The organism is Solibacillus ferritrahens (assembly GCF_037027585.1).
GTDB classification, from domain to species: Bacteria; Bacillota; Bacilli; order Bacillales_A; family Planococcaceae; genus Solibacillus; species Solibacillus ferritrahens.
Genome location: NZ_JAXCLE010000014.1, coordinates 55,465 through 80,708 on the forward strand (window position 1 = coordinate 55,465; position 25,244 = coordinate 80,708).

The 25,244-nt window shown below is 33.1% G+C and carries 33 protein-coding genes and 2 pseudogenes; 6 read left to right on the forward strand and 29 right to left on the reverse strand.

Annotation, left to right across the window (positions count from 1 at the left end; genetic code table 11):
• Positions 1-8 precede the first annotated feature (8 nt).
• On the forward strand, positions 9-1,241 hold the full coding sequence (locus tag SNE38_RS13780) for an MFS transporter (protein ID WP_191703676.1): 1,233 nt from the start codon (positions 9-11) through the stop codon (positions 1,239-1,241).
• A 466-nt stretch (positions 1,242-1,707) separates the two neighbouring features.
• Here the strand turns inward: SNE38_RS13780 and SNE38_RS13785 are convergent, their stop codons facing one another.
• A complete protein-coding gene (locus tag SNE38_RS13785) occupies positions 1,708-2,196 on the reverse strand; it encodes a GNAT family N-acetyltransferase (RefSeq protein ID WP_191703677.1) in 489 nt (162 codons plus the stop codon).
• A gap of 140 nt (positions 2,197-2,336) precedes the next feature.
• The gene (locus SNE38_RS13790) at positions 2,337-2,492 is read right to left on the reverse strand and encodes a hypothetical protein (protein WP_191703678.1); all 156 of its coding nucleotides are present in this window, start codon (positions 2,490-2,492) and stop codon (positions 2,337-2,339) included.
• 487 nt (positions 2,493-2,979) lie between these two features.
• On the opposite strand from SNE38_RS13790, the gene SNE38_RS13795 reads away from it, so the two are divergent.
• Together SNE38_RS13795 and SNE38_RS13800 are read left to right on the forward strand one after the other, a co-directional pair.
• On the forward strand, positions 2,980-3,180 hold the full coding sequence (locus SNE38_RS13795) for a helix-turn-helix transcriptional regulator (protein WP_336046700.1): 201 nt from the start codon (positions 2,980-2,982) through the stop codon (positions 3,178-3,180).
• A gap of 2 nt (positions 3,181-3,182) precedes the next feature.
• Entirely contained in the window at positions 3,183-3,494 is a 312-nt protein-coding gene (locus SNE38_RS13800; RefSeq protein ID WP_191703877.1) for a hypothetical protein, read from the forward strand.
• A 217-nt stretch (positions 3,495-3,711) separates the two neighbouring features.
• On the opposite strand, the gene SNE38_RS13805 is transcribed toward SNE38_RS13800, so the two are convergent.
• From SNE38_RS13805 to SNE38_RS13875, 15 genes and pseudogenes are all read right to left on the reverse strand, one after another.
• Complete coding sequence (locus SNE38_RS13805) at positions 3,712-4,308, reverse strand: CAP domain-containing protein (protein ID WP_336046701.1); 597 nt, start codon at positions 4,306-4,308, stop codon at positions 3,712-3,714.
• Between the two features lie 272 nt (positions 4,309-4,580).
• Positions 4,581-5,132, reverse strand: a pseudogene (locus tag SNE38_RS13810) (DUF2935 domain-containing protein); the annotation flags it as partial.
• A 154-nt stretch (positions 5,133-5,286) separates the two neighbouring features.
• Positions 5,287-5,964: an ABC transporter ATP-binding protein gene (locus SNE38_RS13815; RefSeq protein WP_336046702.1), complete on the reverse strand. Its 678-nt coding sequence runs from the start codon at positions 5,962-5,964 to the stop codon at positions 5,287-5,289.
• The gene (locus SNE38_RS13820; RefSeq protein WP_336046703.1) at positions 5,965-7,086 is read right to left on the reverse strand and encodes an ABC transporter permease; all 1,122 of its coding nucleotides are present in this window, start codon (positions 7,084-7,086) and stop codon (positions 5,965-5,967) included.
• Positions 7,087-8,040: 954 nt separating this feature from the next.
• Positions 8,041-8,565: a GNAT family N-acetyltransferase gene (locus SNE38_RS13825; RefSeq protein ID WP_336046704.1), complete on the reverse strand. Its 525-nt coding sequence runs from the start codon at positions 8,563-8,565 to the stop codon at positions 8,041-8,043.
• A gap of 46 nt (positions 8,566-8,611) precedes the next feature.
• Positions 8,612-9,157 carry an NUDIX hydrolase gene (locus SNE38_RS13830; RefSeq protein ID WP_336046705.1) on the reverse strand — a complete coding sequence of 182 codons (546 nt, stop codon included), beginning with the start codon at positions 9,155-9,157 and terminating at the stop codon, positions 8,612-8,614.
• Between the two features lie 187 nt (positions 9,158-9,344).
• Positions 9,345-9,626 carry a hypothetical protein gene (locus tag SNE38_RS13835; RefSeq protein WP_191703883.1) on the reverse strand — a complete coding sequence of 94 codons (282 nt, stop codon included), beginning with the start codon at positions 9,624-9,626 and terminating at the stop codon, positions 9,345-9,347.
• Positions 9,627-9,743: 117 nt separating this feature from the next.
• Complete coding sequence (fosM, locus tag SNE38_RS13840; protein WP_191703884.1) at positions 9,744-10,169, reverse strand: FosM family fosfomycin resistance protein; 426 nt, start codon at positions 10,167-10,169, stop codon at positions 9,744-9,746.
• A 136-nt stretch (positions 10,170-10,305) separates the two neighbouring features.
• Positions 10,306-10,768: pseudogene (locus SNE38_RS13845) on the reverse strand (GNAT family N-acetyltransferase).
• A gap of 140 nt (positions 10,769-10,908) precedes the next feature.
• A complete protein-coding gene (locus SNE38_RS13850; protein ID WP_336046706.1) occupies positions 10,909-11,436 on the reverse strand; it encodes a DUF3841 domain-containing protein in 528 nt (175 codons plus the stop codon).
• A 110-nt stretch (positions 11,437-11,546) separates the two neighbouring features.
• Entirely contained in the window at positions 11,547-12,104 is a 558-nt protein-coding gene (locus SNE38_RS13855) for a cysteine hydrolase family protein (protein ID WP_191703887.1), read from the reverse strand.
• 89 nt (positions 12,105-12,193) lie between these two features.
• Positions 12,194-13,042, reverse strand: coding sequence for an MBL fold metallo-hydrolase (locus SNE38_RS13860; RefSeq protein WP_191703888.1), 849 nt, complete (start codon positions 13,040-13,042; stop codon positions 12,194-12,196).
• Between the two features lie 231 nt (positions 13,043-13,273).
• On the reverse strand, positions 13,274-14,293 hold the full coding sequence (locus tag SNE38_RS13865; RefSeq protein WP_191703889.1) for a DUF4179 domain-containing protein: 1,020 nt from the start codon (positions 14,291-14,293) through the stop codon (positions 13,274-13,276).
• Positions 14,290-14,853 carry a sigma-70 family RNA polymerase sigma factor gene (locus SNE38_RS13870; protein ID WP_191703890.1) on the reverse strand — a complete coding sequence of 188 codons (564 nt, stop codon included), beginning with the start codon at positions 14,851-14,853 and terminating at the stop codon, positions 14,290-14,292. The genes SNE38_RS13865 and SNE38_RS13870 overlap by 4 nt, the downstream gene beginning before the upstream one ends.
• 168 nt (positions 14,854-15,021) lie before the next feature.
• On the reverse strand, positions 15,022-15,219 hold the full coding sequence (locus tag SNE38_RS13875; RefSeq protein ID WP_191703891.1) for a hypothetical protein: 198 nt from the start codon (positions 15,217-15,219) through the stop codon (positions 15,022-15,024).
• Positions 15,220-15,788: 569 nt separating this feature from the next.
• Between SNE38_RS13875 and yidC the strand changes: the two genes are divergently transcribed.
• Positions 15,789-16,559: a membrane protein insertase YidC gene (gene yidC, locus SNE38_RS13880; RefSeq protein ID WP_318247691.1), complete on the forward strand. Its 771-nt coding sequence runs from the start codon at positions 15,789-15,791 to the stop codon at positions 16,557-16,559.
• Positions 16,560-16,640: 81 nt separating this feature from the next.
• Here yidC and SNE38_RS13885 read toward each other — a convergent pair whose 3' ends face one another.
• The 7 genes from SNE38_RS13885 to SNE38_RS13915 form a co-directional block, all read right to left on the reverse strand.
• Positions 16,641-16,964, reverse strand: coding sequence for a hypothetical protein (locus SNE38_RS13885; RefSeq protein ID WP_408022383.1), 324 nt, complete (start codon positions 16,962-16,964; stop codon positions 16,641-16,643).
• 626 nt (positions 16,965-17,590) lie between these two features.
• A complete protein-coding gene (locus SNE38_RS13890) occupies positions 17,591-18,037 on the reverse strand; it encodes an S-layer homology domain-containing protein (protein ID WP_336046707.1) in 447 nt (148 codons plus the stop codon).
• Complete coding sequence (locus tag SNE38_RS13895; protein ID WP_336046708.1) at positions 17,985-18,836, reverse strand: glucosaminidase domain-containing protein; 852 nt, start codon at positions 18,834-18,836, stop codon at positions 17,985-17,987. Before SNE38_RS13895 ends, SNE38_RS13890 begins: the two co-directional genes overlap by 53 nt.
• Positions 18,837-19,026: 190 nt before the next feature.
• The gene (locus SNE38_RS13900; protein WP_336046709.1) at positions 19,027-19,182 is read right to left on the reverse strand and encodes a hypothetical protein; all 156 of its coding nucleotides are present in this window, start codon (positions 19,180-19,182) and stop codon (positions 19,027-19,029) included.
• Between the two features lie 228 nt (positions 19,183-19,410).
• On the reverse strand, positions 19,411-19,974 hold the full coding sequence (locus SNE38_RS13905; protein WP_336046710.1) for a hypothetical protein: 564 nt from the start codon (positions 19,972-19,974) through the stop codon (positions 19,411-19,413).
• Between the two features lie 60 nt (positions 19,975-20,034).
• The gene (locus tag SNE38_RS13910; protein WP_336046711.1) at positions 20,035-20,295 is read right to left on the reverse strand and encodes a hypothetical protein; all 261 of its coding nucleotides are present in this window, start codon (positions 20,293-20,295) and stop codon (positions 20,035-20,037) included.
• A 134-nt stretch (positions 20,296-20,429) separates the two neighbouring features.
• Positions 20,430-20,708: a hypothetical protein gene (locus tag SNE38_RS13915; protein WP_336046712.1), complete on the reverse strand. Its 279-nt coding sequence runs from the start codon at positions 20,706-20,708 to the stop codon at positions 20,430-20,432.
• Between the two features lie 182 nt (positions 20,709-20,890).
• Here SNE38_RS13915 and SNE38_RS13920 point away from each other — a divergent pair, with 182 nt between their 5' ends.
• On the forward strand, positions 20,891-21,316 hold the full coding sequence (locus tag SNE38_RS13920; protein ID WP_191703894.1) for a hypothetical protein: 426 nt from the start codon (positions 20,891-20,893) through the stop codon (positions 21,314-21,316).
• A gap of 81 nt (positions 21,317-21,397) precedes the next feature.
• On the opposite strand, the gene SNE38_RS13925 is transcribed toward SNE38_RS13920, so the two are convergent.
• The 4 genes from SNE38_RS13925 to SNE38_RS13940 all read right to left on the reverse strand — a co-directional run bounded on the left by SNE38_RS13925 (position 21,398) and on the right by SNE38_RS13940 (position 23,910).
• Positions 21,398-22,135 (reverse strand): MraY family glycosyltransferase, encoded by a 738-nt coding sequence (locus tag SNE38_RS13925; RefSeq protein ID WP_336046713.1) that lies wholly within the window; start codon positions 22,133-22,135, stop codon positions 21,398-21,400.
• A 148-nt stretch (positions 22,136-22,283) separates the two neighbouring features.
• A complete protein-coding gene (locus SNE38_RS13930) occupies positions 22,284-22,544 on the reverse strand; it encodes an alpha/beta-type small acid-soluble spore protein (RefSeq protein WP_191703896.1) in 261 nt (86 codons plus the stop codon).
• Positions 22,545-22,609: 65 nt separating this feature from the next.
• Positions 22,610-23,179, reverse strand: coding sequence for an RNA 2',3'-cyclic phosphodiesterase (gene thpR, locus SNE38_RS13935; protein ID WP_191703897.1), 570 nt, complete (start codon positions 23,177-23,179; stop codon positions 22,610-22,612).
• Between the two features lie 302 nt (positions 23,180-23,481).
• Positions 23,482-23,910, reverse strand: coding sequence for a GNAT family N-acetyltransferase (locus SNE38_RS13940; protein ID WP_191703898.1), 429 nt, complete (start codon positions 23,908-23,910; stop codon positions 23,482-23,484).
• A gap of 359 nt (positions 23,911-24,269) precedes the next feature.
• On the opposite strand from SNE38_RS13940, the gene SNE38_RS13945 reads away from it, so the two are divergent.
• Positions 24,270-24,692, forward strand: coding sequence for a hypothetical protein (locus tag SNE38_RS13945; protein ID WP_191703899.1), 423 nt, complete (start codon positions 24,270-24,272; stop codon positions 24,690-24,692).
• A 57-nt stretch (positions 24,693-24,749) separates the two neighbouring features.
• Here SNE38_RS13945 and SNE38_RS13950 read toward each other — a convergent pair whose 3' ends face one another.
• Complete coding sequence (locus SNE38_RS13950; RefSeq protein WP_191703900.1) at positions 24,750-25,151, reverse strand: MFS transporter permease; 402 nt, start codon at positions 25,149-25,151, stop codon at positions 24,750-24,752.
• Positions 25,152-25,244 lie beyond the last annotated feature (93 nt).

Genomic DNA, 25,244 nt, shown 5'->3' on the forward strand with positions numbered 1-25,244 from the left:
GGTGAATAATGTTTAAAAACAGAAAATTTCTTTTATTGTTTTCAGCTACTTTTTTTAGTGCCTTTGGAGATGCAACCTTATTTGTCATTCTATTAAGCATATTGCAATCACTGGGCGGGAATGGAGTAAGTACTTCATTATATTTCATATTTTCTGCTCTTCCTGTATTATTATTCGGTTTACATATAGGTGCATTTGTAGAAAATAAATCATTACAAAAAGTGATGGTTTTTTCTGATATTATCAAGATTCTATTATTGCTTCTTTTCTCTTTATTCAATTTTCTTTATAGCGAGTCTTTACTCACCGTTTTTCTACTAATATTTTTAGTAACAATTAGTAACATCTTTTTTACAACTGCTAGTAATACTTTAATGCCTCATATTGTCGAACAATCACATATACCGACAGCTAATAGTTTCTTCCGAATTATCACTATGACAGCAAAACTACTATCGTATTCGTTTGCTGCTCTACTCTTTAATTTGAATCTAGGTACAAATACAAGCGTAGTAATTGTCATTAGTTTTTATTGTGCTTCTTTTTTTGCAATTATGTTTATTCGACCATCTTTTCGTAATATACATCCATCTATTAAAAATCCCTTATTAATTGATTCGATTAAAGAAGGTCTATCCTATATTAAAAATGATAAAGTTATTTATAGACTGTTTATTGTATTTTTCTTAGGCTGGCTGGTCGGCTCATCAATTGATCTATATTTAATCAATTATTTGAAATTAGTGCTAAATAAAGGTGCTGAAAGCCTATTCCTATTTACAACACCGACATTCGTTGGTATTATCATCGGCTCACTAATAAGCCCCATCTTGTACAAAAAAATAAATAGAAAATACGGTGTTCTATTGTCTCTATTTGCCTTCAGCTTTGCAATTTTATGTTTTGCTTTGCATTTGCCCCTCCCATTACTACAATGTCTTTTAGTTATAGGCGGAGTTTCACAGGGGATTTTAAATATTTTTGTAGTTAGCTATTTACAAACACATGTGGAAAGTACACACCTCGCTAGAGTATTTAGCGTATATAATATCATTTGTGTTGGGGGAGGTATTCCAGGTTATTTATTATTCGGTTATCTAATAGACATGGTAGGTGCGTTATCCTTAGGCTTTATTATATCGGCATATTTATTAATTGTTGGACTTGTCTGCATAACCATTCTTCCCCCTTTAAATGACAAATCTAGAGCTACATTTAATGCAAATGCCAACAATGAATGAAGTAACGTAACCCCTAAAAGTTAAACAAGGTTATTACATTGGCTACTAAAACATTTTGTTGAAACCATTTATAATAAAAATAACCAAAGTCACCTCATTCAATGAAGTGACTTTTGGTAGTAATAGATTGTTATTGTGATTGTAATATATGGTTATTTACAAATGCTTTTATGAAAAATATCTCACCATCATTGGTATTTCTGTTATTTTCTAGCTTGAAGGACTCTATTGCATTTTCTATTAAAGTTGATTTAACCGCGTCACTCGCTACTCTTAACTCTCTCCAAAATGTCGTCATCTCATCTAAATCGCAAATCGATTCATGGCACGTGTAAATAACACATCTTCGTTTTGTACGGTTTCATTCAGAAGTTCTAGATTTCCTTCTAAACGTTCTAGTGTTACTCTCGGTAGAATTGAACCACTACCATTAATACCTTCTGTTCGTTATGAGCTCATTTAATAGCTAATTTTCTGAAACTATTTTCTTTAGTATTAATTCATCCTTTAATGGGATGCCCTCATTACCGATTAAAGGAATAGAAGGTTTTATTTTTCGTGCATTGTTTACAGCATCAGAGATAATTGAAATAATTCTGTAACCTCTTTTTTGGTAAAATTTCAAGGCATTTAAATTATCATTTGTAGTTACTAAACTTACAATCTCTATTCGTTTTTGTTTTGCTATGCTTTCAACTTTTTGGATTAATGCAGAACCAATACCCTTCCCTTCTGAAAGGCTATCGAGTGATATAATTTCTATTTCATTTTCATAATTTTTAATAACATATGTAACTAAACCAATAATCTGGTTATTTTCTTCAAAAATGAAACCAGCCAATTTGTCGCACTGATAAACACCAGAGGAAATGACCATTTCAGAACTTCCCCAATGCTCCCTAAAAAAAGAAACAACCTTTTCTCTATTTTCTTCATTTATTTCTTTTACGCTCATAATAGTTACCCCATCTCCCCATAAAATGATAAACCTTTATTTACTAACCAAAATTTCCGTGTCATTTAGTAAGGATACTTTGAATAATTAAATCCTAATTAATTGTTAATTAGTATAAACCATGATGAATCTTTACGTGACTAAATAATCTTATTATTTTCTTTAATTCCGTAAATAATAAATAATGCCCCCAACAAAAAGAACACAAACCCTTTAGAGAAGCCTATTAGAGTGAAAATAACACCAAGTAATAAATAGCCCGCAATAACGGGATTATTGTAATTAATAGGTTTCATTTTACCATCTCCTTAAATTAAGTTACTTATTATTTCTACGGATTAGTTCCTAAAAAGTTACAAAAATACTCATCCGCAAAGCGACGGAAATATCCACTTGCTGAGATTAAAATAAGCGGAGGTTTTACCGTTATTTGCAGAACTTTGCTCAATTCGATGAAAATAAGGGAAGAATTTTCCCTTATTTACGTTTAAATCGTTAAATTTTATGTTTATTTAATCAATAGAAGGAATTACTACCCTTATTTTAGTGATTTTTTACTTCATTTTTAAAATAAGGGGAATTTCTCCGTTTATTTTGGCTCGTCCTATTCAATTGGGGTTACACACTTGTTTACTCTAATTTTATTTAGGCTAAATTTTGATGAGATGTAAATTTCTTCAAAATTTTATTAAAATAATGTAGTGTTTTTCTTACAATATGTATAAAATATATTACAATAGGGAAATTTCTTTTTCTAATAAACGTGCTAAGAAGGGGGAAAATATGCTAAAAAATAGAATTTTAATCGGTAGAGCTGAAAAAAAATGGACACAGCAGCAATTAGCAGATGCAGTTGGTGTTAGTCGTCAAACTATTGTGGCTCTGGAACAAAATAAGTACAACCCTTCTTTAGTGTTAGCTTTTAAAATTGCCGCGGCACTCGAAAAGGAAATAACAAATATTTTTGAATATAGGGAGGATTAAAATTGGCTAATATTTTTACATTTATTATTTTGGCGTTAGTTGTAATGGTAATGGTATCCGAATTTTATAAAATGAAATTCGAGCGTAACAAGGAATCCCAAGATGAAAGAGGACAATTAATTATTTTTAAAATAAAGTCGTTTTCTTACACTCTTCTAACTAGTGGAATAGTCATTGGAGTAATATTAGTAGCAATATTTGAGTTATTTAATCGTGAATTTTTTATCTTTTATGTAATGTTAGTCTTCTTCGTTCAAAGCATAGCATCTTCAATATATTTAGCCATTGTAAAAAAACATAGTCTTTTACACTAGCTAATTCTATCAATGCAGAGGTCTTGTACCATATAAGCTAAGAAGGAACGAATTCCTGATCATAGAATTCGTTCTTTTTCACTGCCCTCTAATGAAAACAAGCGCTGATTCTTGTTACAGAATTAGCGCCCGCTTGTTCAATAATTAACTAAAAATATTTGCCTTGAAAATATGTAATTACTTCAAGCCTTAATTATAGTTTTGAATAATGATAATTTTATTTTTTAATAAACATTTGTGTCCAGTAGTTACCGTCTTTAACGTAGCCTACACCAATATGTGTAAATTGCGCATTCATAATATTTGCTCGGTGGCCTGAACTATTCATCCATGCGTCCATAACTTGCGTGGCTGACTTTTGACCTTGTGCAATATTTTCACCGGCTGATTTATAGCTGATATCAAATTTTTTCATCATATCAAATGGTGACCCGTAAGTTGGGCTTGTATGGCTAAAATATTTTTTGTCGTGCATGTCTTGTGATTTATATTTTGCTACACGTGCAAGCTCCCAATCCATTGTAAGTGGGGCTAACCCTTCTTTCGCACGTTCTTTGTTCACCAAGTTAACTACTTGCTCTTCTACTGCTTGTTGTTCATTTTCAGAAATAGTAATTTTATCTCCAACATAAATCATGTCCGGATTTTTTAGTGTAGGGTTTAGAGAAATTAATTCGCTTAGACCGATTTGATTTTTAGAAGCAATCTTCCAAAGCGTGTCCCCACTTTTTACTGTATAGGTAGCTGCAGATGCAGAGGCTGGCAGCGCTAAAAGCATAATACCGAAGAACAACACGATACTTTTTTTCAACATTACTGAATCATTCCTTTCTTGTTGTCTATTACAAGCTTACTAGAAAACTATTCTAAAATCATTAGGGAATGAATGGCGCCTCTTTTGCATTTGTGTTACAAACGTTACAATTATGACTAGCCACTACACGGTTGAAGTTTTTCATCCTTCAGAATCCATGCTACATGAGCCTATTTTTAAGCTATTCAAACGAGTGTATCCGACATAAAAAAGAACGCTAATCATTTAGATTAACGTTCTTCATTTATGATTTTATTAGTATTTCAAAATAACTATTTAGTCGACTCTGCTAATTTCATTAAATAGTATTGTTCCTCCCTCGCCATGTGGTCAGCCATAGACGCTGTAAATGTCCCTAACACTTCCGCACTTAACTCCATTTCTTCAAGTTCATTTAGAAAAGTCTTAAATAAACCCATTTCTACTTCAACCTCATCGTTAAATCTATTTATCGCCGGGAATTTTTGTATATTTGTACGTAAATAGCCAGTTAATTCTACAGCTTTCAAATAAAATTGATCAAAGTGTTTTGTAAAAGTACTGCTTTTTTCCTTTAACCGTCTTTCTACACCATCCAATTGGTCATTAATGGCACCTGCATGACCCGATGCATCTAACAACCAGATTAAATGATGATGTAACTCGTGAAATATTGGTGGTATTTCCCCCTGTTTGAGATAGTTTAATATACGTAAATATTCTTCTAATTCATTTACCATATGATTTATGAAAGTAGGTGTTAAATGAATTTTCATTTCACTTGTTATATGGCGTTCAATAATCGATAGTTTGAAGGCCCTTAAAAGTTTTATTGATTCTTCAACATTATTAGCGAAAAGCTATTTACATCCCCTTTTTTCACACTGGTAATCAATTTATTCAACATGGAATCGCTTTATGAGAAATTCTATTTTATATTCAAAAATAAAAATAGCTTATGATAATCAAATTTGATTTCATAAGCTATTTCTTAGTTTATTATCTTTCTAGCGTTAATACGCCGTCTTCCATGCGGTACACTTTATCACAGAACTCTAGCATACGCTCATCATGGGTTACCATAACGGCTGCTTTATTACGTTCTTTTACTTCATATCGAATTTGTTTCACTACTTCAAATGCACGGTTAGAGTCTAAACTTGCTGTCGGTTCGTCTGCCAAAATAACGTTTGAGTTGTTAACAAATGCACGAGCGATCGCAACACGTTGACGTTCTCCCCCTGATAATTCATTCGGGAATTTCGATAATTTTTGCCCTAAACCTAAGTCTTTTAGTAACGCTTTCGCGAATTTGACTTCTTTAGCAGTTACTTTGCCTTTCATCTTACATACAAGCAGAAGTTGATCCAATACATTTAAATACGGAATTAAGTTTGACGTTTGTAAGATGAAGCCGATGTCTGTTAAACGGAATGAAGAAAGTTCTTTTTCTTTCATTTGCCCAATATTTGTTTCATTTACTAATACTTCACCTTTAGAAGGTTGAAGAAGCGCACCAGCAATAGATAACAATGTACTTTTACCTGAACCGGATGGACCAATAATAGCTATGAATTCACCAGGATTTACAGATAGTGAAACATTTTTTAATGCATCAACTGTTGAGTCGCCTTCTTTAAATGATTTTGTAACATTTTTTAATACTAAACCAGTCATTTATTCCACTCTCCCAATCGCTGTTAATGGATCGATTTTCGTTACTTGACGAGCTGAAATTACGGAACCTAAAACAGAAACAATTAGTAAGACAACGGCATAAATCAGTACCATTTTAAAGTCTAAGTTAAATGGCATTCCTTCTGGGAAGACTAAAGCCGTTAAATATGTCAATCCGATACCAGCGATAATGCTTCCTAATGATAAGACAAATACTTGTGAGATAATTGAATTTTTGATAAAACGGTCTGAAGCACCAATTGCTTTCATTACACCGAATTGTTGTGTTTTTTGTAAGATGAATACATAGAAGAATACAGCGATAATTACTGCTGAAATGGCAAACAAGAATGCCAGCATCATATAAATTGTTGCACTTTCTTCTTTATAACCAGGCATACCCATAATAGCGTCTGATTTTGTTACCGTTTCAATTGCATCATAGTTGCTTGCAATCGCATCTGCATCTAAATTTTCACCTTGTAGCGCAATCATAGCTACTGGGCTTTCTAACCCGTTGTCTGAGCCAGGTGCTGCGAATGCATAGCTTTGCCAAGTTTCAACGTTTACAAATACTGTTGGTAAATGGTTAAAAGTTTCACCTTTTGTAATACCAACAACCTCTAACGTAATGTCAGAAGATGTTACTTCGAATTTATCACCAATTGAATAGCCTTTATCTGCTAAAGATTCGTCGATAACGACACCGAATAAATCGTCTTTTGAAAGCTGTTTACCTTCAATTACTTTTGGCTCGATGAATTTCCCTGGTTCAATCCCTAAAAAGGCTACGTCCTCATTTACTTTTGAGTCTGTAATCTTAGGGTTGTGTATGATAATTGTAGATTGTCCAAATTTCGCTGCTTCTTTGACACCGTATTTACCTTCGATATCATCTGCAATTGTTCCAGACACTTTCGTTTTCATCATCGTTCCTTCAGAACCCTCTTCATAAATGAAAAGATCACCATCAATATTTTTCATCGTTGCCGCTGCTAATGTTGATAATCCATTACCTAAGCCCGACAAAATAAAAACAAGCCATGCGATTAGCATAATAATAGCGCCAATCATTGCAAAACGAGTTTTTGAATGTTTCATTTCTTTTATTGCTAAAAACATTCTTAGTTCCCCCTATTAATATGTCGAATAGAAATAGATTATATGAAAATAAGTTATCCATACCTTAAAAACTATCTTTATATAATAAAATTCTCTAAAAAACTAAAAATAGCTTTATCGAGTTTGGATAAAAAATTCACGTTATCTACTTCTCTTACAGAAGTATAGCTCGCCAATATAAACTTTATATAAACTCTTTAACATTAAATAAGATAATTCTAAAATAACAACTATAGAAGGATTTCCAGTATATTCCTTATATTGGTATACTTTTAATACGTTGTATACTTACACTAATACCTTCCTTAAGTTAAGAATTTAGCGAGTGATAAATTATAAATAACAAATAACGCTCCCCTGTTAATCAAGAGAGCGTTTGTGTGTGCTTTATGTTTTTTTGAGGCGTTTACTTGTTATCTAAGTTATCTAATTTTCTTTCAAGTGCCTCTACTCGTTCTTTTAAAGAATTCAATTCGTATGTAAGCTTAACATCACTATTCTTTTTTGGTTTTAATATATTTTTATAAATTAGATTGAAGCCCCATAACATGATTGAAAAACATATCCCCAGTATCAATAAAACAATTAATATACCGATAAAATTCTCTAAAATAATACGCCACTCCTTTACCCTTACCTGTCATAACAATTATATAAAACCCATATCAATGCGAATTAAGCAATTAGCGGAGTTAAAAATAAGCGGAGGATTTCCCGTTATTTGATGGATTCTAAGCATTTCAGGGAAAATAAGGGGAGTAATTCCGCTTATCTACAACAAAATCATGAAATTTTATGTTTTTTTAATAAATAGACGGAATTTCTCCCTCTATTTTGGTTGTTTTTTTCAATATTTTTCAAATAAGCGGAATTTCTCCGTCTATTTTTGTCGCTTAACCTGATCTCCTCAGCTTTATATAACTCATCCCAAGCGAGACTTCTTTCCGAGAAATCCTATTCCACTATGGTTGCTGTTAATTTCTTATCCAGTTTTCTAATCGCATGCACCGAATTATCCTGAATAATACCTGTTTCTACAAAACCTAATGAAGCGTATAATTCTTTAGCTACGACATTATCTTTATGATAAAAAAGGTCTACATGTTGTGCTTCCCCATATGGGATCTTTTCAATATCCGCCAACATTTTTTCAAAGGCAAGCTTGCCATATCCTTTCCCCTGATAACGCTTATCAATCATAAAATGCCAAATGAAATAGGTCTTCTCCCCATAAAAATCTTCATTTTGAAATGATTCATGATCTGTCGTGTCGTAAATATACATCAAAAATCCCACCATATTATCATCAGCATAAATGGCTAATGGAGTCGTTGGTATACCATCTGTGTTCAACATATGAGCGTCTGCGAAGCATCTAAGATTAGTAGTTTCTAATATAAATTCTTTCTGATTTTCTCCAACATCAAGCGCTATTACTTCATCTATGTTATCCCCGTCTATTCTTCGTAATTCAATCATTTTTTATCTCCTCCCCTTTAAATCACCATTCGCTTAAGAAGAACCATTACGTTTCCATAAGGTACATTTTAGCCATCATATAAGCATGTGCTGTAAAAAGTTGTGTGTTAATCTCTTTTTTTCGAATTAAATTTCCCATATCATTAAAATCTATTAATTTAACAGTTAGTTCTTCAGTATCATCTAGATCCTGTTCAAATTCTTTAAAAGCATCGAGAATTAGATAAGTTATTACTTTGTTATTTTGTGTGGGATTCACCATGAATTCTCCCAAATAGATAGGCTTTTTCACTGAAATATAACCTGTTTCTTCTATTACTTCCCGAATGATCCCTTCCTCATATGTTTCATTTTCTTCGATTTTTCCAGCAGGGACTTCTAGGTAAAAATCTTCTCCTGCGTAACGATACTGTTCAACAAGTACAATCTGATTCTCTTTTGTTATAACCACTGCATTTACCCAATCTGAGTATTCATTTACATAATAATCATCAATCACAATTCCATTCGGAAGCTCGCATTGGTCTTTTCTAATATTGCCGAATGGACTTTTATGTATATAATCTGATTTTATTGTTTTCCATTTCCTCATAAACAACCACCCTTTAATAATTGTAAGAATCCGTTCCTCACTAAGTTCATTACCATAAATTGTAACTTTTTTCTTTGTTTTATTCAATGATAATAAATAGCCATACGTGTGGTCTTAATTATTGCAAAACAGCCTGCATACAAAAAAAACGAACTTCTGTAAAGTCCGCTTGTAGTAGAAAAATTATTTACTTGAAATATTCTCTATATGCTGTGATAAAAGCTTCTGGTGAAGATTTCACATTATACGTATATACACCTTGTAACGTGTGTAAATAGAGAATACCACCTTGATTTGCAATTTCCCGATAAGAAAAATCCGTTACCACCTTAATCGGAAATTCTCTATGCTGTGTAATGACCTTATCAATGTATAAGAAAATAATTCTTTCATGCTCAATTTCAACCTGTTCAATACCTGTTACTTTTCTTTCTACTTTTATATAAGGATGTTGCGCTATCAAGCTCATGTGGTCCTCCTAAAACATAGACTTATTCCTATTATCTTATCACAAACAGATTATTTAGTTATCTAATCTAAGGTCCGCATTAATTAATTGTTTCTATAACTATGAACATTATTTTGTTTAATAATCGTAAAATTCCATATGTTTTTTATCTTCTTTATAATAATCAAGCCTATCTTGTAAGGTTCCCGAATGAAATTCAAATTTATGACCGTCTAAATCCGTAAAATAAATTGATTTTTTATCTCTTTCATCTCTCGCTCGTCCTGATAAAATATTAACGTTTAAATTTACAAGCTTTTGATAAATCACATCTAACTCTGTTTCGTCTATCGAAAATGCTATATGTGTATAAGATAGCTTAACTTCATTACGAGGAATATTCTTTTCTTCATTAAGAGCAAGCCAAATACCATTTAAATCAAAATATGCTGTACTTCTACCTTTAACTAATAGTTTTGCATCAAATACATTTTTATAAAATTCTATCGATTTTTCCAAATTAGAAACTGAAAACAAGAGATGATTAAGACTTTTTATAGTCATCTTACTTCCTCCTAAAATAGTTACTTAATTTAACAAAAAAAAGCACTTTAATAATAACTTGTTATTCCACAATCTGGATTTCGAATGTAATATCAAATAACCTTATCTAAGAAAGCACTTTACAGTTGAAGCAGAGTTATGTATTTTGCAACAATAAATTCATTACAAACTGTTCACCCTTAGGACCAATTTTTCTCCTACCTGTATCCTCAAAACCTACTCTTAAGTATAGTTTCTGAGCTGGAATATTTTTATGATTAACGACTAAAATGATCTCATCACAATTAGGAAATTCAGTTTTTACAAACCCCCTTAATAAGAGCATACCTTGTTTAGCATACCCCTTCCCTTGCTTCGCATGATTAACTGACAATGCAGTTAACAACATAGCTTTCGAGTTATCAGAATATTCCTTTACTCGTTCAGTTGAATGCAATAAAAAGAATCCTACCGGTTCATTTTCGCTTAAAATAACAATACGGTATTGGCCTTCTGTCACATTTAAAATCTGACTTGGTACCTTGTTCTTCTGGAAGTTCAAAAGAATTTAATACATTTAAATATTCTTTCGAAAAATGCTTTAGTTCAACCTTTTCCATAAGTGTAGCCTCCCTTGATTCACTATATTTTACCATAAGGATATATACACCATTTGCTCCTTAATGAAAAAAAAGCGTGATTCTTATTACAGAACCGCGCTCCATCGTTAATTCCTATTACCTCTAATTTATAAAGTAAACTATTTCGCAATAAATCGTTCCACTTTGACAATCTGATCCATTGTAATTTTTGGAGTGACACCTTGCATCCACTCATCATCAAAATTGCCTGCCCATTCTTTAGGACGACTCGCAAGCCAATCCATATCAAATAACCTCTCCCAGGTTTCTTTTATCTCATGTAATAAGTACCCACGTTTATCAAACTCTTCCCATTCCATTTCATCAAATGTAATTGGACCTTCGTTTAATATATTATGCCATACTTCAAAAGGAGACCAAAGAATGTTCTCTTCGGGGATATCTAACTTTAAAATGATGCCTTTTGTTCCCTTTTTAAAAATTGCCTTTTCATTACGATTAACTTGACGTTCCCATACCCATATTGGCGGTATTTCACTTATATAGTTAGGTAGCCGCTTTTCCATTTGTTCCATCATCCACTTATATGCCTCTGGAAACATTGAGTATTTAATATCTCCTGTTAAGTAACCCTGTTCTCGCATTAATTTGTAGGCTGATAGTTTTTGTACGGTATAAACAATCATTACTTTCTCCTTTGTATGTAGCTTAATGTTCTATTCGTACTATGTCTATTAATGAAAACGAGCGCTGATCCTTGTTTGCAGAATCGCGCACGTCTAAAAATTTAAAATAATTACCTATATGAATCGTGAATTGGACTAAACAAGTCTTCTTCTGAATTTCTGACAATTGAAAAATGATCAACATTATAATGACCGTGAAGTGTAGCATTATGATGTTTTATAATTTGTTCTGCACTTAAAACATCATTACCAATGGTTGAATGCCCATCACCAACTAATGTTACATCAAACCCATTTATAGTTGCTGTTCTCACCGCGCTATCTATACAATGCTGTGTTTCACAGCCCATAATCACAAGGTGTTTAACGTGTTGTAATTTTAAATATTCTAAAAGACCCGTTCCATAAAAGGAGTTTGTTGCAGCTTTATCGAAAATCTTTGCTTCAGTGGGAACATTAATTTCATTGTGAATTTGAAATCCATCACCTTTTCCCTCAGCAACATCAAGATCCCTTATAAAAACAACTGGAACATCTGCTTCTCTTGCTTTTTCAATCACTTTATTAATATTCCTAACAAGCAGCTCTTTATTGAAAACCGGCTTAACCTTTTGATTTCCATCAATTAACTCTTGTTGTGCATCAATAATTAATAATATTTGATTCAAATATTTACCCCTTTCAAATATATGAGACGAAATTTAAGTTCCCCTCAGGACCAATCGTCACCACCCAACAGGTAGATAATGTACTAAATTTATTGGGATCGGATAATCTGATTATTTACAAATGCTTTTATAAAGAACAACTCATCATCATTTGGGGTTCTGTTATTTTCAAGCTTGAAGGATTCTATTGCACTTTCTAATGAAGGTGATTTAACCGCTTCACTTGCTGCTCTTAACTCTCTCCAGAATGTCGTCATTTCCTCTAAATCGCAAATTGATTCATGACCTATCAGAAACGCTTCAGCATTATATTTTTGAATGTCTTCAATCATTGGTAATAATAAAGATTGTTTATATTGAAACAGAGAATTGGTCGTTGTACCATATACACAATCCCCTAAAAAAAGGACTTTTTCATCTGGGATATAAATGATGGTCGCATCGTCTGAATGGGTACTACTAATTTTTTCAAGCACACAAATTTTATTACCTAGATCAAGCGTTAACGTTTTTTCAAAAATTATATGTGGAGAGTTTAACTTAAAACTATCTCTATTTGGAATCTCTTCTTGAATAATCTCAATACACTTAGCGCTCATCAATTTTGTCCGCGCATACGTTTGTAGTGACTTGTCATCAAATGTGTAATTTTGCCATGTTTTTAATAATTCGTTTGTTTGACTATTAACAATAATAGTTGCATCAAATTCATTCATGCCTAGGAAATGGTCCCAATGCGCATGGGTAATTACCGCATATTTCACTGGAGGAACATTTAGCTTCTCAATTTCTAGTATAAATTCCTTAGCATGCTGAGTTGAGTTACCACAGTCTATTATTAGACTATACTGGTCACCACAAACCAGTCCTAATGTCGGTCGATCGTTTTCATCTTGATTGGGCATATAATAAATAGTTTCGCTGAATTTGTTTAACATGTTATTTCCTCTTTTCTAGATATTAGTAAGATAAAAGAGAAAATCTTCATGTTTATCTTATATTAAATAAAATAAATTAAGATTTTCTCAGATTAGTTGTTTACCATTGGACTAGTACCCCCTCTCAAATATGGAAAAGTATAACATTTATAATCATTGTTAGGTAGCCTTAAATAAAAATGAGCACTGATTCTTGTTACAGAATCGCGCTCATAAACTCCTTTGGCTCAATTATTTCTTCAAGTCAATTACAATAGGATCGAGTTCTATTTTTATGTGACCTTCCCCAAAATTAAGACTGGCAATTTCAATTGGCTGAATGATCAATTGACTTGCACCTTCTTGAATCGTACTAAATTCCGTTGTTCCCATAAATGTTTTACCATTATCGTGAGACATACCTCCACCACCAAGCTCATCTAAATACACATGTCCAAGGTCGTCTGTTACTCTAAATGTAGGTGTCACACTCTCCCAGGTTTTAAGCAGTTCATCAGTCACCACTTGTTCATATGAAATAACGGTTGATACCGGAGTATATTCAATCGATTGAAGCGTAAATGTCACGTCTTCGTTTTGAACTGTTTCATTCAGAAGTTCTAGATTTCCTTCTAAACGTTCTAATGAAAAGGCAAAGTACCAGTCACCTTTTATTTCTGAACCTTCGAAATCTGTAAACTTTTCAGGCTTCCAAGTTACCTGTACCATTTCAGGATATAGAGCATCCTTGAAATGGGGTGTAATACTGGCAATGCCAACATAACGTGTATCAGAAATCCTTTTCATTTCCCCCGAACCTCCACCACCAATGGAACCTTTCACGTCAAACCAGCCATGAGAAAGTATATCCATTTTATCACCAAATGAATGCTCAGTTTCAATTGCGTAGGAAACGGTAATATTTGTCCCATCATAAACAGCATTTTCTATCATTACAGTAGTCCCATTACTTGTTTCAACAAGTCCCACATCAGTAGAGAAGGTTTCAAAATTACTAGAACGCTCATCTTCCGTAAAATAACCTATAATATTTTCCATAAACGGAATTTGGGATGCGATTGTAGGAAAGGCAAACCCAGTTGTTATCGTGGCACTAAGAACTATTATTGAAGCAACGACAATATTTCGCCATCTAGGTGCTTTTTTATGTTTTTTTAATACATGCTGTTTAACACGAGCTTTTTCCATCTCTGTCACTTCGAGCAGTTCGAGATGATCAATGTCCAAATCCGTCCATTTCTTCAGGCTCATAAAAATCGCTCCTTTAATTTTGTATTTGTCGCTAATAATTTTTTCCCTCGATATAAGCGATTATCAACAGCTGCTTTTGAAAGATTTAAATTCTCAGCTATTTCATTATTAGACAGTTCCAAATAATATTTCATGATGAAAATATCGCGGTCAATATCTGTTAATTGACTAATAGCCAGTAATACTTCATTTTTATCCTCACGCTGCAAGATGAATTGATCGGTCTGTAAACTACCAGCATTTTCTTCAAGTAGCATATCTGATTGTTCTCGAGCAATTTGTTTTTCAGTTTGGCGATACCGATCGATTGCTTTATATTTTGTAATTACGCCAATCCACTTCTTAAAATCTTGAGCATCTCCTTGAAACTGATGGGCATTTTGCCAAACAGTTAAAAAAACATCATTGATACACTCATCAATATCTTGTCGTTTCATATTGTATAAAATTTTCGTAGTGATTGTTTTGACAAGTGGCATATAAGCATCAATAATATACTCGAGTGCATCTTCTTTTTGCTTTTTTAATCGCTTAATAAAGTTTGTTGATGAACTGTTCATTTACTTCGCTCCCTATGTTATTGAAAAAGCTTTTTCATACCGTACAACGAAAGCTAATCCTTTTTATTCTCAAAAATATTCATTAAATTTTAAAAAAGGTAATCTTCATTTGATTATAATGGAAAAAAGAAAAAACGCGTCCCTGCATTTTTGCAGAACGCGCCTTAGTTAGCCATTATATCCATCACCAAATCCACGAATAAATCCATGAATAAAATCCGGTGATTCAACAAGAATCAGACAGATTATAAAACCTATGCCAGCACCAACAAGTTTAATATTTTTCTTTGTTTTACCTACAATAAGTAATAATAAACCTATAACTAAAGCTAGAGCAGGAAAAATATAGAAAATAGACTCAAGCATAACTGTACCCTCACTTTCTTCAACTTAACATTTACAAATACATACTACAATACCTTTATTTAACAGTAAAGAAATCCTTATTTTAAGTACCTAGCTACTCCCTCTCTTTTTGTAAGCTCCTCAAGCTCAAGCCTTTAAATATTATTTAAACAACGCTTATTTTATCAGCACCATTTCCATAAATTGTATTGAATGTTGAAACTTTTCTTAGCGCTAAACGTAATAAGATTATATGAATTTATATTGAGGTGTTTTCATTGTTAGATATATTGCTCGAATTTATGAATCTACCCGTCATGCTTACGGTATACTCAAGTATTTTACTAAATTTTGCTCTAGTCTATATTCTATTATCAAATAGAAATTTTACATATTTTGAAATAAGTTACCCGATCTATGATCAGCTCAATACATTAGCACAAATAGTAATTAATGAAAATTACTTTATTACTTCTCCTGTTATTGTTTGGCTACAAAGGTCAACGAAAAGATACGAGTACTCCGATGAGGAGGGCGACATCTCTATTCTTCCTACAATCATTTAAAGATCATTACTAGGAGGAAATAGAGTGTACAAATCAAAAAATTTATTTTTATATATGGGTATTGCATTAAGCGCATTATCCTTATCTGGTTGCCAGCAAAGTAATGGAGATGGCACCTTTCAAAAAGTCTTTGTCAATCCGTTTATAAGCAGTTTAGACGGACTTGCTGGAATATTGGGTGATAACTACGGTTTCGCTATCATTATTGTTACGATCATTATTCGACTTATCATTATGCCTTTTATGTTAAAACAACAGAAGAAGCAGCAGGAAATGAAAGTAAAGATGGCGTTGGCAAAGCCCGAAATAGAAGAAATTCAACGAAAACTTAAAGAAGCAACAAATCTTGAAGAAAAACAGAAGATACAGGCGGATATGATGAAAGTGTATCAAAAGCATGAAATTAATCCTTTAAATATCGGATGTTTGCCACTTCTTATTCAAATGCCCTTCCTAATGGGCTTATACTACGCCATTACGAGTTCAGAAGAAATTGCTACCCATTCATTTTTATGGTTTAGTCTTGGGCAGCCAGATTTATTTGTCACGGCAATAGCGGGAATATTATATTTTGTTCAATTTAAAGTTTCACAATCTGCAATGCCAATCGAACAGCAAAAACAAACAAGATTTATAGGATTACTGTCACCGATAATGATTGTGATTTTTTCTATTAATGCCCCAGCAGCTCTACCGTTGTATTGGTCTGTCGGCGGACTATGTCTTATCTTACAAGTGCTCCTGGGACAAAGGCTATATCCACCACAAATCATGCAACCGGAAACTAAAGGATAAAAAGCATTAACTAAAACAAATAAAGTAGGTGCTTCACATGTCATATGTTGAAGCATCTACTTTTTAGTTAGTTGCATTAATTTAAATTCTTTTACTACTTTCTGTTGTCGTTCTATTACGATATACAACGAATGTCATGATGTTTAAAAAGAGTGTAATAACAAGGAGTACTGATCCTGCAACCACGACACCCCCACTTGTATCCATAAGAGCAGACCAATCCTCAATTTTCACTAAATAGTTATTATATAGTAGCTGAAAGTATAACGAAATAACACAGGCACAAATACTTAGCATGGAAAGAACTACCCAATTATTATTGTTACGGCTTCGAAAAATATTAACAACAGGAAGTATCCAAGCAATAAGCCCTAGCACAAGACTACCAATATTAAGCCAACCCATTATATAACCCTCCCCCTTAAGTCCAAAAGTAAAAGCATATTCCACAACAACTCTCTTATTGTGAATTAGACGGTATATTTTGGAAAAGGTTTCGATTTATGGTTCATCACCATAACATGGTGTTGATTTTTGGCAAAACGCCTTAGTAGATAGAAAGTGCCTTATTTAAGTTTTTCAGTACCCGCCCAAAATAAGGGAAGAATTTACCGTTATTTGAAGGATATAGCTCATTTTGGGGTAAATAAGGGAACGTTTTACCGTTATTTTAAATAAAATCCTGAATTTTCATGCTTTTTAGGTCAATAACGGAAATTTCTCCCCTTATTTTGACTATTTTTTATGTCATTTTCGAAATAACGGAAATTCCTTCCACTATTTTTTCATAACCAATACAATCTACAAAAGCTTTGTAGCCACGCCGTTCGGAAAGTCTGTCCCGGAATGTAGTACAATGGATGCGAGCTTCAAAAACACTTGCTTCAACGCGCTTTCCCGTAGCGAATCTTATTTTTTCAATTTTGTCATCCCCAACTTATGGTGATGAACTCTTTTTATAATATAATCTTGTAACACACTTATTGAAAAAGAGCGCTTATCCTTATTACAGAATAGCGCTGGTTGTTGGTTTATTTGTTTAAGCCTTTTTCATGTATTCGATAAATCATAGCTGCCATTTGTGCTCTTGTTACAGGGTTGTTCGGGCCAAAACGGCTAATAGTATAGCCAGCCATAATTCCTTCTTGTTTCATCGTTTCAATCGCAATATATGCCCAATAGTATTTGTTTACATCTTCAAATGAATTCGCACCATTATTCGCAGATTGGCTATAGAATCCTGCATTGTAGAGTACCTGTGCCATTTGTGCTCTTGTTAAAATAGTATGAGGTGAAAAACGACCTTCGCCAATACCATTGATTATTTTATGTTGCGCTACTAAATGAATCGATTCTAATGCCCAAAAACTCTTCTCCACATCAATAAATGAAGTAGTTTTATTTAGTGGGGGCAACGATAAAAACTCACTTAGAATAGCAGCAACTTGAGCTCTTGTTATTCGGTTTATATGTACCATCAGAATAGCCGGAGATCCAGCCCTTTTCAGCTAAGAACATAATCTGTTCCTCTGCCCAATGTTCGCTTATGTCTTTGAATTTTTTATTATCATACTGATATAAATCCCATTCATCCATTACCCCGCCTACTTTATTTCGATAATAGTCACCTCCCAAATGGTTATATCCGGCATTCGCAATGTCGTATAGATATTCTTTAGATGCTCGATCAAAACTCCATCCCTTTTTAATTCTTATATCATAATTTGTTTTTGCGAAAAGATATCTCTGATTTAATAGTAAGTTTCCTGCTAAATAGTTTACCGCTTCTTTATAAGTACTAAATGCACGATACCAGTTATCTCTTCTTTTGCTTTCATCGTAAATTTTGCGATCTTCTCCGTAATCAGCGAGCACAGGTACCCGTTCATAATCTTCATCAGGCTGCCCTTGTAGTTGCCAAGCATTCTCTGGATTATATCCCCATACTTTTATTCCAAAAAGATTATTGGCATTGATTGCTATTCTTGTTGTTCCATAGCCACTTTCAATAATAGCCATTCCAATAATAGCGCTAGCAGGGATCCCCCACTTTTCATTTGCTTTCATTGCATATGTAGAAATTTCATTAATAAAGTCTTTTTTCCTTTGTATCGATGGAACTTCGTATGTCGATAAATAAGCACTACTATTTCTCCCTAACGTTTCATCTTCAAACGGTAAAAGATTAGCGCCATTTGCACTTGAAGCCAAGGGGTAAATATTAATAAAAAGTAACAAAATTATAAGCGCCATCACTGCTCTTACTGAATTCGCCAATTCTACATCTCCTTTTACAAAATTTACAGACTTAAACTCTTTCATCATAGCAGTTTTTTATTAGACTTAGCGGTTATAATCGCATTTTATTACTATCAATTCATGGGTGTATTTCCTAGTTTATCCTCTATTTTTAAACAAAAAGAAACCACCATTCATCCCCTTTGGACAAATGATGGTTTGTTTCGCTTTAAGAAAATTTATTATTTTCTTTAATACCATAAAGAATAAAAAGTACTCCTAATAATAAAAATACGAACCCTTTGGATAACCCGATAATAGTGAAAATAACACCTGCGAATAAATAGCCTGCAACGACGGGATTATTATAATTAATAGGTTTCATTTTACCATCCCCTTTAAATAAAATGTTGTTATTATTTTTACGAATTAGTCACTGAAAAGTTACAAAATAAGGATTGAATTCTTATGTTAAACTTACTTTTCACCATCGTGTATGTGGAAGAATCGATATAAGGTGTTATATTCATTTTCATCAAAATCTGCCAAAAACTCATTTTATTTCGCGTAAATAAGATAAACAAAGAATTGATTTTCTCCCATAGTTAATCTCCTAGTTTTTACGTCGTTTCCTTCTGTTTAAAATGATTAAAATGACAATGAAAATGGCTAATCCCAGTGAAGTCCAAATTAAAATTTGATTTCTAGTTTGTTCACCACTTAAATTAACTTCTTCAATCGGAATCTCACCTTCTCCTAGTACCACCAAATCGTTTTGGGAAGAACTCAACTCATTCGTACGACTACATATGATTGATACAAGCGATTTTGCCCCATACATCGTTGATTCGTTGGCATAAACCAAATATTCATTTCCCTCAGTAAAATTAAAACCACAATCTCCATCACCTTCACCAGTGGTAATAAGAATTTGTGTTTGTTCAACACCCTTCCAAGTATTCGTTACCTCAAAAAGAACCGATTTATATGTATATCCTTTTAGACTCCTTTTCTCTTTAATATCTAACACTTTCCCGCTAAATACTGCGTCTGAACGTTCAAGTTCTTCTTCTACACTTGATAATTCTGCACAGGAACATGCACTTGTTATTGAAGGAAAAGAACCTATAATAAAAATGAAAGTAAGAAGTATCATTGCTTTCCTCAAAAAAATCATCTCCATCACTCCCAAAATTATTTTATAGTACAGAGTCGCAGCGATTGCGAAAGACTATCATTATTTCTCCCTATACTTACCATCCCTAATTGCCTTTTTATATTTACCTTCATCTTTTATGGCAATTGCTTCATCTGTACTTATCCCTTGTATAGCGTAATACTTTGTTCCTTTTTCATACGCATTCGAAAAGTTTCCAGAATAAGTCCCTTCCATGTCAGAGTACTTTGTCACTTCGCCGATTTCTTCATCTACGCTTTCTACATATTCGTCGGTTAATTGATAAATATACCCATCCCAAACAACAAAGTTAGGGCCCAATCTGCTGATGAATTGTCAAATGGATTGGCATTGGAGCAACCTGATATAAAAACAATAGCTGTGACTATACAGATAAAGTTGTATTTTAACCTCAAAAATATCCCCTCCGTTTAATATTCGTTCTTTTACAATCCCTACTTATATACAACTTCGCCATTCTTCAAAAAATCAACTAATTTTTCTTTAAGTTCCTCTGGTTCTATCCAATTTTCATCAAGAAATTCATCTAAAGGTGTGATTTCCATTTCCACTGATGGATACTCCAGCTTAAGGTCTGCTAAAATCTTTACGTATTGATTGTAATATTCTTCTTTTTGTTCTTCAGTCAAACCTTCCAAGGTTTCTTCATTTGAAATACATCCTGCTAAAATGGTAATTCCCAGTAAAACCATTATGGATAACATTTTTTTCAACTACCCCACCCCTTTTTGTTTTAAAATATCTAATTGTAAGAATATTGTATCAACATATGGTATAAATATCCATTTACTCCCTTGGATTCACAAATATTTGTAATTACATCCATTCGAGTAAATAACTTTCCTTCGTGGTTTTTGAAAAGTTGTGCTATATTCATTATGTCAGGAGTGAGTTGATGAAAAAGTTTTTAACATTTACAGCAATAATTCTTGTTTTACTTGGAGCAGCTGGTTATGCTGTGTGGCATTTTGGAACAAATATCGCATCCGAAAAAATTATCGAAAAAGTGGAAACTAATTTAGATGATGAAAGTCTTAAAGAAGTAAATACTTATATTGAGAACGATCCGAAGCTTCAGGAAATGGTTAGCGAGGCAGCAACTACAAATCCAGATTCTCTTCCCTTCCAAACGAAGGAAGAAGCGACACGTTTGTTAATAAAAAAAGTGGGCGTTACTCGTTTACTGGATATTCAGCAACAAGCGCAAAATGGTGCAATCAATAAGGACGCACTATTAGCCGAAATCGAAGGTAAACTGTCCGAAGATGAACTTTCTGCTTTAAAGTATGTTATATTTAAAGAACTCAATAAATCAAACTAGTCATAATACAAAACGCCAAAAACAATTTATAAGGGCTCGATTCCGCGAATTAGGAATCGAGCCCTTTTGTTTTACTACTTACTAAATAAAACGATATTTACTTGATAATTGTGAAATAGCCAAAATAATAGTGAACCCAACAACCAAATACCACACTATATTAATAGAGATCACAAACATGATTAAGCTAAATAAAAGCGCCACTAAAGAGCTAATTATAATGGATTGTACACTCGGTAATTTATTTTGTAAGATGAGATACAATGCTAACGGCAATATTAGTGTGAAAATCGGAATATAAATCATCACAAAAGTGTGCTGAAGCAAGGCTAATGATAGTACTGCAATTACAAAACCGATAGATGTAGTAAATGTTCTTCCCATATTTCCTTTACCTAAAAGCAGTACCAGCATAATTGTTAAAGCCGCACACATGCCTATGATTGAAACAAATGAATACCCCATAATTAGAGCTGATATAGAAAAACAAACTAAAGAAATACATGGTATCAGCAAGATTATTGGTTTTTGCTGTTTTTCAGTATTTAGTACATTTGTAAAGCCAACAAGAAATAATAATGCAAATGGAATCGTTAAATAGCCTAATTCTATTTGATTAAAATGGGTAATATAACTAACTTCAAGATTACCAAGCAATATAATGACCAATGATGCACTAATTTGACCTACTAACAACCAAACACTTGATAATTTCAGCTTTTCAGTAAGCTTCGTTGTAAATACAATTATAGTCAAACCTAATAATAAAGATAAATATAGCAAATTTATCCCTCCTAATGATTTCTTTAAAGCTGCCACTTCGTTTATGTAATCTTAATCCTCTTTATACTTTAACATAAATATCCAATTTATTCTTTACCTTCTCAACCTTCTGGATTAGAAAGATAAAAACCCCGAATAGATACACATTTGAAAGTGTCCGCTATCCAGGGGCCAGTCCATTTATTTACTGATCTTTCTTTATGCTTTCCTGAGCCATCCTTACTAGCTCCTTGACCATATTCCCGCCAATTCTTCCACCTACTTTACCAGCTTCTTCAGAAGTAAGTTTCCCGTTGTATCCTTCCTTAAGGGGAATACCTAATTCTTTAGCTACCTCTAATGCTGCATCTTCTGGTTTGCTAGTGCCGGATACTTTCGCTTTTAATTGATCAAGCTGTTGTCTAGATTCGGGTACAAGTAATTTATTTCTGTTTCTCTTTGCCATCGAATCACTCCTTTAATACTAGCATAGGCAACTAAGGGCAAAGTATGCGATGCAGATAATGTTAATCATTTCGTCAATGCAAACACCGCAATTGGTTCATATTTTGGTGTATTTTCTAAATTTGATTTATATAATACAATTTCATTTACTTGAAAAGATAAGGCCTTTTCTCTAAAAGGGTTATGCGTTTCTAAATCAACCATTTTAAAATCTTCACTCTTCCCCCACTTCCGCGCCAAAGTGATGTGGGGATGATAAGGACGTGTTTCAAGAGTAAAGCCTTCAGCAAGACAAGTTTTATAAACAATTGCCTGAATTTGAAATAACTGTTCCACTTTGTTCACCGCTCCCCAAAATATACGAGGAGCTTTTTGAGGACCAAACACATTCAGTCCTTCAATATCTAACATAAACGCTTTTTGATTTTTAAGAGCTTCCCCAACTGAATGAATAACAGATTGAAGTTGATGTGGATTAACGGAACCAAGAAAAGCAAGGGTTATATGATAATCACGTAAATCCACCCAACGTTTAAATTGGAAGATCGGTTTAATTCGTGTCAGTTCATCATAAATTGTTTGTTTCACATCATCCGGAATACGCACTGCCCAAAAATAGTGAGCCTCTCTCTCCATGTGTTTTCACCTCTTTTGCTTTGTTGATTTAGAATTGACATCCATAAAGGAATTAATGCATTTATATGGTTAAAGAAAAATAAGCGGAGGATTTCCTCTTATTTTTAAAATTGTGCTCATTTCAGTGAAAATAAGGGTAGAATTTCCGCTTATTTACGATAAAATCATTAAATTTTACGTTTTATTTATAAATAAGGGAAATATCTCCGTTTATTTTGGTTATTTTTCACTTTAATTTTAAAATAAGCGGAATTTGTTCCTTTATTTTGGAGGCTTTCCCTCGGCATATGTACCAAACCTATTTAAACTAATTTCTTCTCCATTATCCAGTAAGTATCATGCCAACCAACATGCACATAATCTAATTGTTTATATAAGCGGCAAGCCGAATTTCTTGGATCTACATTTAAACATAGTTTCTGATACTCAAATTTTATTGCTTCCGCTTCGAGCGCACGCATTAGTGCATGTTCAATTCCTTTACCACGAAATTCTTTCAGGATGGCAATTCCGATTTCGGGCGTTTCAGCATTACCAAAGCCTTTTTGTGCTTCATCAAACAGTCGCAACCAAATGGCCCCAATCGCCTGTTGTTCATTTTCCGCAATCAAGCCTATATCACCACTTTGTTTCCCCCAACCCTCTACATATTTCGAAACAGACGGTTCGTTAAGTATTGTTCGAGGAAAAGGTTTTTGTCCTTCTGGTACAAACGCAGATTCATACACCATATCCCATAAGAAGGGTATATCGCGTTCTACAAGACTTCTTATTTCAAACAGTATGAACCTCCATTCGACGAAACTTTGTTATTTGAACTAGTTATCTAATACTTATTAATTATTGTACATTAATATCTTTTCTTCGCTAGATTTATTATAAAAACCGTTATTATATATCAAAGTGGAGAAGGCTTACTAAACTACATATTAGACAGATGAGTAAATGTTATACTTAAAAACTGGAGTAAATTGGTACATTAAAAAAAATCCATCTATGCATTCAAACAGCAGCGATTATTAAACTAAGTGAAAAAAAGAAATTTAATTTCCTTTCATTTAAATCCGATTAATAAACGAGGAGGTTTTCAATGAATAGTCCTAATAAACAAAAATCAATTGAAGAAGAAATTAGGGATATAAAAAAGCAGACACTAAAAGTATTGACTATCATTTTCTTAGGCATCTTATCGTCCATCATTTACTGGATTTATTTTGAAGAGGACCTATTAGTTGAAAGCCAGTCTCCTTTTGACGATAAAAAAGTAATTATTAATGAAGTTGGAAATTGGTTTATTGGAGGTTCCAATAAAATTAAAATCTATTTTAAAGAGGATGGAAGGACTAGAAACTTCAAAAGAGTTGAAGTTGATAACTTCCGCGAATCAAATACTAAGGAACGATACAATATTGTGTGGATAGATGAGAACAGAATCTCTATAGCCATGGTATTTGAAAGATCTACCCAAGGCTTGGAATATAACTTTACTACTAATTCTATTGAAATGGAATAAACAAAAAAACCCCTGAAAACTAGTATCCATCCATACTAATTTTCAGGGATCACGATATTATCCTGCATGTTCTTCCTGTAAATATGACACATTCACACGTTGATAAATGATACCGTATACAATCGTCATTAATACCACACTTGCCACCATCACTGTAATACTCGGAAATATAAATGCTTTACTCATCGCAAATAAGACATCTGTACGGAACCAGCTTTGGAACGGTATACCGACACTTAAAAGGGCAGCAAAGAATACCACTTTCACACCAATATGCTTTTCTTTCATTTTACGAATCATCCCATTAATAAATAAACGTAATGCTGCTAATCCAGCCCCAACGAAAAAGAAAATAACTAAATAACCTTTCACCGCTTCATCTAAAATAAACGCTTTACTCATCATTACTATAATAATTGCAGTAGCAATAGACATCATCACTTTTGCTTTTTTACTCATCATTGTGTCCTCCTCAAAATTCAACATATTGTTGATTTCTATTTATAGTTTAAGTCGAATCAATAATGATAGCAACGAACAAAATTGGACACA